Raw genomic sequence first — 8,708 nt, 5'->3', positions numbered from 1 at the left:
CAGCGCGAACCATTTCATGTTGGTTCGCGGCAGCCTGGCTCGGGAACGGGCGAGAATATTCGCCAGTTTTTTCTGATAATTTGCTGAAATAAAACCGGATGCTGACATCAGATTTTGCTCTTAATTCTTCTTGTTGCGGCTGTTAGCCCAGGGATCGAACGCCGGTTCGGTGGTGTTATTTGAGGCAAGGTCATGCAGTGAATCCAGGTACAGCGCTTCAACTTCTGCCCGCGCCCACGGCGTGCGGCGCAGAAACTTCAAACTGGATTTAACGCTCGGCTCATTTTTAAAGCAGTTGATATTAATACGTTGCGCCAGCTCAGCCCAACCATAACGATCAACCAGTGCATTGACCTGCATTTCAAGCGTTACGCCATGTAAAGGGTCTTTAGAAATATGAGCATTCATATGAAGTCCAGTTCAGTGGTTCCAGATTTTGTCAGTAGTGCAACGGGAAGAAGGTTACAAGAAAGCGGGGCGACCAGCAATGGCATCTGTTCCTCAGGCTTTCATGATTAAGAAGTAAACATCAGCCAGACATTGCTGAAGAAAAGATCTGGATTAGATGCGTTCATTAATCTTAAGTGGGTATTTATACCTGGATTGTTACTTCAGCTTCTCTTTATTTATGTCTTATTGCTGTCATTCGACTATTATAATTAAAAAAAACAAAAGATCTAAAAAAACGAAAATATCATATCCATAATGTTAACCATTGATAAAATTAAAGTAACATTTAGTAAAACATGGATATTTTGTTTTTCATGGACGAGAGTTTACATATCATGATATAATATTGCGGAAAAATTTGCAGGCTATTAATCTGCATGTAATGTAAATGAATTTCTGAGGAGACTATTCCAGTGGGACGTAAATGGGCAAATATTGTTGCTAAAAAAACTGCTAAAGACGGTGCAACGTCTAATATATATGCAAAATTCGGTGTAGAAATCTATGCCGCTGCCAAACAAGGTGAACCAGACCCAGAATCAAACTCAGCTTTAAAATTCGTTATTGAACGTGCGAAACAAGCACAGGTTCCTAAACACGTTATTGATAAAGCAATTGATAAAGCCAAAGGCGGCAGCGATGAAACGTTCGTGCAAGGGCGCTATGAAGGCTTTGGTCCAAGTGGTTCACTGATTATCGCTGAAACGTTGACGTCAAATGTTAACCGTACGATTGCTAATGTCCGCTCAATTTTCAATAAAAAAGGCGGGAATATCGGAGCGGCAGGTGCTGTCAGCTATATGTTTGACAATACCGGGGTGATTGTATTTGCAGGAACAGATCCTGACCATATTTTTGAAATTTTGCTTAATGCTGATGTAGATGTTCGCGATGTAACCGAAGAAGAGGGAAACATCGTTATTTATACTGAATCTACAGACCTTCATAAAGGAATTGCAGCCCTGAAAGCCGCTGGGATTACTGAATTCTCAACAACAGAATTAGAAATGATTGCTCAATCAGAAGTTGAACTTTCGCCAGAAGATTTAGAAATCTTTGCAGGACTCGTTGATGCCCTTGAAGATGACGATGATGTTCAAAAAGTCTATCACAACGTTGCAAACCTCTAATTATAAATAAAGGAATCTGTTATTGCGGCAGATCTTTAACTTATAAAGTTGTTACAAAAATATCTAGCCCGATACATTGATTATAAAAAAAGAAAAAATTTACGGTAGAAAATCAAAGTGACTGTCTGCTTTTGCTCAAGGCAGACAGTCATGTCCAGCAGTTTTCAGTCAGGATTAGCAGGGGGAGCTTTTCCAGGAATGAAAAAACCGCTTCCTGGCTTCCTGACTCGAAGGCGACAACAGCTCTGACCTTATCGTTTTTCATCACTGTGTACCAACCGGAACCGCCAAACTGAGAATGGCTAAAGAGGGATCTGCATTCGGGGTCATCTGACGAAAACTTTTTACCGTAGCAGATAAGGGAAGGGTAAGGATTTGATGGAACGGCGTCAGCTAAGGGGTATGAACTAAGCATTCATCAAATACTAAATTGTATTTAACATAATATACATTATGCGCACTAGCGTTGAGTAAGGTAGAATCTGAAGCTTTATGGTAATCCTTGTGCTGCTCGATAATGATGGCCAAACCTCTTTTCAAATGCCGTTACCAGCGCTAACCATTTTCGACCTGTGCCGCATCACTCACTGAACATCAAAATCGATAACTGTATTTCACGCAGGCAAACCACAGACATGCCAATCTGTCTTCCTGGCATATTTCTGCCCTTATCCTTCATTATCATATAATCTTCTAAATGAAATGGCTCACCGGCAAGGACTTATGCGGTCCTTTCTGCCTTTTTCTCTCATACTGGAGATTCATTCATGGCTGACTGGAACCCTTCGCTTTATCTGCAATATGAAACTGAACGTTCAAGACCCGCAGCGGAATTACTCAACAGAGTGGCGTTAGAGAGTGTTCGTTCAGTTGTTGATCTTGGCTGTGGTCCGGGAAACAGCACGGCATTACTGCATCAGCGCTGGCCTTCGGCTGTAATAACCGGGGTTGATTCCTCACCCGCCATGCTGAATGAAGCGCGCAACGCATTACCGCAATGCCATTTTATTGAAGCGGATATCAGTCAGTTCCAGCCCGAGCATCCTGTGGATCTGCTTTACGCAAATGCGTCTTTACAATGGGTACCCGATCACTATGAACTATTGCCGAACCTGGTATCGCTGCTGGGTCGCAACGGCGTTCTGGCCGTACAAATGCCGGATAACTGGCTGGAACCCACGCATGTTCTGATGCGCGAAGTGGCTTATGAACAGGGTTTCCCGGACCGGGGTCGTGCGCCACTTCCTGGCGTACATGCCTACTATGATATTTTGACCGAAACTGGCTGTAAGGTGGATATCTGGCGTACCACGTATTATCACATTATGGATTCTCATCAAGCAATTATCGACTGGGTAAGTTCTACAGGCCTGCGCCCCTGGTTGCAGGATTTGAGAGAAAGCGAGCAACGTCAGTATCTGCCGCGCTACCACGAACTACTTCAGGAGCAATATCCACTGCAGGAAAATGGCAAAATTTTACTGGCATTTCCCCGATTGTTTATTGTTGCGCGACGCAATAATTAAGCATTTATCATCAGATAGATCACAGGAATAGAGGATCGCCTATGAGCGCCCTCGCCTTTTTAACATAAGGATCTAGTGACAATGCGAGGCATCTGCTAGTGTCTTGCCACGTGTTTCTGACGGGAGTTGTTATGTCTAAAGTCTACATTGGTGGGTGTCTTTGTGGTTCGATCCGCTTCACGGCCAGCAGTCCTAATAATTCCCATACCTGCTCCTGCGATATATGCCGGAAACATACGGGCGCACCGACCGTCGTCTGGATTGAGTTTGATGCAGAAAATGTAGAATGGACGGGAAAAGCCGGAAAACCGACAACCTGGCGCTCATCAGAAACGAGTTGTCGAGCCTTTTGCCCTCAGTGCGGCAGTTCCGTGGGCGCTATTGATGATGCCCCGGTAATTGCACTTTTAGCCGGGGCTTTTGATGACCCTAACGATGAAGACCTGGCGCCAGAGTTTCATTCGTTTTCCGATATGCAGCCAGACTGGTGGCAAAACGAACGTAACTAAGTTAGTTGGTAATGCTTATCAGGCATGTGTTTTGCTGGCACATTTGTTTCATCGTTCATCTGCAGCAAATCGATTTCGATCGCATTGCAAATCGCATCCAGCGGCAGGTCATTGTTCTCTGTGCCAAACGGATCTTCAAGCTCTTCTGCAAGCGTGTCGAGCGAGATAAATGTATAGGAAATAAGCACCGAGATAAACGGTGTCATGTAGTGCAGATCCACCACTAACGCGAATGGCAGCATGATACAAAACAGGTATACCGTGCGATGAAGGATCAAAGTATAAGCAAACGGGACCGGCGTATTCGCAATCCGCTCACAACCAGCCAGTACCGCAGACATATCGTTTAACCTATTGTTTAAACTATGAAATAATATGTCTGACAGTTGACCATTACGCCTGCGCACGGCCAACCACTCTCCCATCAACAACAAAATGCGGTTTGCTGGAGATTGTGAGGCAAATACCGTCTGCAGATCTTTCTCGCTGAGGTACTTCGCCAACGGCTCTGCCTGTGGCTTTCGACGTAAAGTCATGCGTAAACAGTGGGCAAACGCGATTTGCAGACGAACAAACTGCCCTAATTCGGCGTCGTCCGGTAAGGTGGTTTTTACCTCACGCAGTAGCGATCGGGAAGCAATCATCAACTGCCCCCACAGGTGTCGGGCCTCAACGTAACGTGAATAACAGGCGTTATTGCGAAAACCTAAAAAGATTGCAATCGCCACGCCGAGAATGCTGAATGGCGCCAGCGTGAATTTGATTCCCAGCATCGTATACCACGGAAGCATGATAATAACGGCGATGGAGAGCAGGAAGTTCAGCAGCAGTCGTGAAAAGATTTTGGATAATACTGACCCATGCCAGACGAATATCAGGCGTAGCCAGTGTTGTTGGGGGCGAACGATCATGGTTTTCTTCGGGAAAATGTGAAATCCATCACATTAGACGCGATCATGATCAATGTTGCAAGTTAATCGCAACATTAACTACACAACTGTTGCTCTGCCAGAACCACCGCGCACCGGAGTTACAGAACGGTGTAGTTATTAATAAACAATAGTATGTTGTAACTAAATAATGTTCTATAAAAAACCCGGCCTGAGCCGGGTTGTATTCTTAGCACAATGGCTTAACGGCTTCACGCATGCCTTTGGCCAGAATGGTATCCAGATCGGCTGAAACCTGCTCCACGAGTCCGGAAACCTGAGTCAGATCCTGTTCCCAGTGTTCTTTAACGCCCAGTACCGATTTGACTAACTCGTCGGTGCTTATCTGGCGGTCATGATGCTGGGACCACAGCTGTTGAAAACGTGCCACCCAGTGCGCATCATCCTGGACCGGATAAGCCTCACCGTTACGCTCTCCACGATAGAAAGCTATCAGCGCGGCAAGCGCAAACGTCAGGCGCGCCGGCAGCTTACCGCTGGCCTGTTGCCCTGCCAGCAGCTGCGGCAAAATACGGGTACGGAATTTAGTCATGCCGTTCAGGGCAATCGACAGCAACTGATGCTTGATGTACGGATTGCAGAATCGACCGGTCACCGCACTGGCGAAAGACGCCAGCTCATCGCGGGGTAAATCCAGTACCGGAATGATCTCTTCATAAATCGCTTTTTCAACGAAGGCGCAAATCTCTGCGTCATTCATCGCCTCACCCACGGTGTCCAGCCCTGCCTGCCAGGCAACGGGAACCAGTGCGGTGTGTGCCCCGTTGAGAATCGCCACTTTCCGTTCTTTGTACGGTTTGATGTCATCAACAATCAGGACATTAAGCGGATATTTATCCAGACGCAGCTCTGCAGCTAATGACTTCGGTCCCTGAATAACGAACAGATAGAAGTGTTCTGCAGTGTCGAGGAAGGCATCGTGATAGCCCAACTCAGCTTCCAGTTTCTCCACTTCGTCACGCGGATAACCGGTAACAATGCGGTCCACCAGCGTGGAGCAAAATGCGTTGGCCTGATCCAGCCACTGAATAAATGCCTCCGGCAGCGCCCACTCCTGAGCGTAGCGCAGGACCAGTTCACGCAGCGCATCACCATTGTAATCAATCAGTTCGCAAGGAATGATAATCCAGCCTTTATCCGACGCGCCATTAAAATGGCTGAAGCGTTCGAACAACAGTCGGGTCAGTTTAGCCGGATAACTCACGGCCGGTGCATCCTCAAACTTATCGCCCGCGTGGTAGCTGATGCCCGCTTCAGTCGTGTTGGAGAACACAAAACGCATATCTGGATTATGCGCCAACTTCAGGAACTCATCGTATTCGCTATAGACGCTGATTTCGCGGTTAACCGAACGGATCAAACGGGCATCGCTTACGGCCTCGCCCTTCTCATTCAAACCACGAATGATGGTGGTATAGAGACCATCCTGCGTACTCAGCGATGGCGGGAAGGTACTTTCGATAGGACGAACAATGACTACACCCGCGTTCAGATCGGTATGTTCGTTCAGCAAATCGACTTGCCAGTCAACAAAGGCGCGCAGGAAGTTTCCTTCACCAAACTGAATAATGCGTTCAGGATACTGAGCACCGGGGAAATCGCGACGATTTAGTGTTTGCACAATGGGTTCCCTTTTTAATTAGTCATACAACCTGATTGAATTGGTCCAATAGGTTAGCAAACTTTAATACATTGAAACCCTGTTTTGATCAATCCCCGGCGACAAATTAGAGAGTTTTGTAGAAAAGTGTGGTCCCGGTCAGCTTCCCGTCAGGCATTTTTGCATAGTCCGGTATCACCCCTACTTTTTGCCATCCACAATTGTGGTAGAACAACTCAGCGCTGCTGCCCGTCGCTGTATCAAGCACCAGCAGCGTTTTCCCTTGCTGACGCGCGCAGTTTTCGAGTTCGTTCATCAACGTCCGGGCAACCCCACCGCGCCGCGCGGAGGGGTGAACCAGCAACTTAGCGACATCAGCACGATGAGGTTGGTTTTCGGGTTGATCGATAATGAGCTGGACGGTACCGACAAGCATCCCCTGTGCGTTCTGCGTACCCAGAACAATCCTTTCTCCACGGTCAACGCTTTGCGCGACACTTATCCAGAAAGGCCGTGATTTATCACCACTAAAAGGGAGCATAAAGCTGACAGAGGCGCCATCATTGACGCATGTTTCAAGGATGTCGCTGAATTCATCGATTCTCGACAGAATCTGGGCCGCGCTCAGCACAAAGCAGGGTTTACAGGAAGCCATTTTTTTCTCCTTAGAATGACCCCTTCATACTGCTTTTAACAATTGCACAACACAAGGAGTCATATCATAGGATTATGTTATCTATGGCTTGTTCATCTGGATCACTAGCCAGTGATAGATAACCGTGACAACGTAACGCTGCTGTTCATCGTTTAACGCCACACCCTGAGGGATATCATGCCATTTCGCCAGACATCCCCGACAACAGGTCGCCGTAGCATGTTGAGCGATAAATACCGGATGCCCGCGCATGGGTGTCTGCTTACCGTCATTGGCAGGAAACGCGGGCGCCAGCCGTTTGGCAATAAAATCCGTGGCGTGTTGTTCGATAACCGGCGCGCCTTTATCCAGACAATACTGCCTTTCTTTCTGGCCAAGGCGAAACCGCGAGCGAAACGTTGATTTCGCCAGCCGGGCAAAAAGAGGATCGAGCGAGTTCATCAGTAAACCGAGCGCCCCAGTTGTTGCGTTAATTGCTCCAGCACGGCGATACCCGCCAGCGAATTTCCCGCCGCATCCAGTTCCGGACTCCAGACGGCAATCGCCATCTCGTGAGGCACGATAGCCACGATACCGCCCCCCACACCAGATTTCGCCGGTAAGCCCACTCGCCAGGCAAATTCCCCTGCGTTCTGATACATGCCACTGGTCGCCATCAGCGCGTTGATCTGTCGGGCCTGCATGGGCGTCACCACGGGCTCAGCAAGATGAAAAGCATGTCCCTGATTTGCCAGAAAGACGAACGTGCGCGCCAGCTCCACACAGCTCATTTTCAGTGCGCAGTAGTGAAAGTAATTTTGCAAAACGGTGGTCACGTCGTGGTGAAAATTGCCAAAGGACTTCATTAACCAGGCAATAGCCGCGTTACGCGCCGAGTGCTCAAACTCAGAACGCGCCACCGTCGCATCATAGGCGATATCCGAAACGCCGCTTAGCGCCCGTACCACTTCCAGCATCCGTTGACGCGGTGCGCTCAGACGTCCTTGCAGCATATCGCAAACCACCAGCGCCCCGGCGTTGATAAAGGGATTGCGTGGGATCCCTTGCTCCATTTCCAGCTGCACCAGGGAATTAAAAGGATGCCCGGAAGGATCCTTGCCGACACGTTGCCAGATCTCATCTTCCTGATAGTGACGCATCGCCACGACCAGACTGAGCACCTTTGAAATTGACTGAATTGAAAAGCGCTCTTGCGCATCCCCCGCCTGATAGTGCTGTCCATCGACGGTGCAAATAGCAATACCCAGTTTTGAACCGTCGACAGAAGCTAAGGCAGGAATGTAATCAGCGACTTTACCCTGACCAATCAGCGGACGAACCTGCTGCACAATGGTCTCTAAAATTGAATTGTCCATGGCCCTGGCCACAACATGCTCCTTGCTCGCAGGTATGAAAGGCCTGCGAGTATAACAGAGCTGAATACGCAGCGTCAGGCCGGAAGGCGGAATCTGGCCACGGTCTGCATGAGCGGGTGAGATTCATGCCGTAGACAGAAACATTGCAGAATTAAGGCCGGTGCCCCCGTCGGAGGCACCCACACCATCAGAGGCGGTTTTTCCAGACGGTCTGTACATTACAAAACTCATGCAGACCAAAGTGTGAAAGCTCGCGGCCAAAACCACTTTTCTTCACGCCGCCAAAAGCAACGCGGGCATCGCTGGCGCTGTAACCATTGATAAATACGCCCCCACACTCCAGGCGTGACGCCATCTTCTGCGCCAGAGCTTCATCCGCGGTGAACACCGTGGCTGATAAGCCGAAATCACTGTCATTAGCCAGCGCTAAGGCATGTTCCGCATTCTTTGCAACGGTAATCGCTGCAACCGGGCCAAACAGCTCCTGACGAAAAGCCGTCATCTCCGGGGTGACATCCCCCAGAACCGTCACG

At 48.5% G+C, this 8,708-nt stretch carries 10 protein-coding genes and 1 pseudogene; 3 read left to right on the top strand and 8 right to left on the bottom strand.

The window, feature by feature from the left end; genetic code table 11:
- Positions 1–120: 120 nt before the first annotated feature.
- Positions 121–408: a VF530 family DNA-binding protein gene (locus tag FDW87_RS11215; protein ID WP_016153085.1), complete on the bottom strand. Its 288-nt coding sequence runs from the start codon at positions 406–408 to the stop codon at positions 121–123.
- Positions 409–863: 455 nt separating this feature from the next.
- On the opposite strand from FDW87_RS11215, the gene FDW87_RS11210 reads away from it, so the two are divergent.
- Positions 864–1,580, top strand: a complete 717-nt coding sequence (locus FDW87_RS11210; protein WP_016153084.1) for a YebC/PmpR family DNA-binding transcriptional regulator — start codon at positions 864–866, stop codon at positions 1,578–1,580.
- A 187-nt stretch (positions 1,581–1,767) separates the two neighbouring features.
- Here the strand turns inward: FDW87_RS11210 and FDW87_RS23295 are convergent.
- Positions 1,768–1,890: pseudogene (locus tag FDW87_RS23295) on the bottom strand (alpha/beta hydrolase); the annotation flags it as partial.
- Positions 1,891–2,347: 457 nt separating this feature from the next.
- Here FDW87_RS23295 and tam point away from each other — a divergent pair.
- Together tam and FDW87_RS11200 are read left to right on the top strand one after the other, a co-directional pair.
- Entirely contained in the window at positions 2,348–3,106 is a 759-nt protein-coding gene (gene tam / locus FDW87_RS11205; protein ID WP_137379747.1) for a trans-aconitate 2-methyltransferase, read from the top strand.
- 131 nt (positions 3,107–3,237) lie between these two features.
- Positions 3,238–3,615, top strand: a complete 378-nt coding sequence (locus FDW87_RS11200) for a GFA family protein (protein ID WP_115190592.1) — start codon at positions 3,238–3,240, stop codon at positions 3,613–3,615.
- Here the strand turns inward: FDW87_RS11200 and FDW87_RS11195 are convergent.
- The 6 genes from FDW87_RS11195 to FDW87_RS22335 form a co-directional block, all read right to left on the bottom strand.
- Positions 3,612–4,526, bottom strand: a complete 915-nt coding sequence (locus FDW87_RS11195) for a bestrophin family protein (protein WP_016153081.1) — start codon at positions 4,524–4,526, stop codon at positions 3,612–3,614. The genes FDW87_RS11200 and FDW87_RS11195 overlap by 4 nt on opposite strands.
- 208 nt (positions 4,527–4,734) lie before the next feature.
- The gene (locus FDW87_RS11190; RefSeq protein ID WP_046276380.1) at positions 4,735–6,186 is read right to left on the bottom strand and encodes a tagaturonate reductase; all 1,452 of its coding nucleotides are present in this window, start codon (positions 6,184–6,186) and stop codon (positions 4,735–4,737) included.
- 106 nt (positions 6,187–6,292) lie between these two features.
- A complete protein-coding gene (locus FDW87_RS11185) occupies positions 6,293–6,820 on the bottom strand; it encodes an N-acetyltransferase (protein ID WP_137379746.1) in 528 nt (175 codons plus the stop codon).
- Between the two features lie 81 nt (positions 6,821–6,901).
- Positions 6,902–7,261, bottom strand: coding sequence for a DUF4186 domain-containing protein (locus tag FDW87_RS11180; RefSeq protein ID WP_047359047.1), 360 nt, complete (start codon positions 7,259–7,261; stop codon positions 6,902–6,904).
- On the bottom strand, positions 7,261–8,187 hold the full coding sequence (gene glsB, locus FDW87_RS11175; RefSeq protein WP_016153077.1) for a glutaminase B: 927 nt from the start codon (positions 8,185–8,187) through the stop codon (positions 7,261–7,263). The genes FDW87_RS11180 and glsB overlap by 1 nt, the downstream gene beginning before the upstream one ends.
- 175 nt (positions 8,188–8,362) lie before the next feature.
- A partial coding sequence (locus FDW87_RS22335) for an aldehyde dehydrogenase family protein (protein ID WP_252363117.1) occupies positions 8,363–8,708 on the bottom strand: 346 nt, incomplete at its 5' end.

Source organism: Citrobacter sp. wls826 (genome assembly GCF_005281245.1).
Taxonomy (GTDB): domain Bacteria; phylum Pseudomonadota; class Gammaproteobacteria; order Enterobacterales; family Enterobacteriaceae; genus Citrobacter; species Citrobacter braakii.
This window is presented reverse-complemented; position numbering and strand designations above follow the sequence as displayed.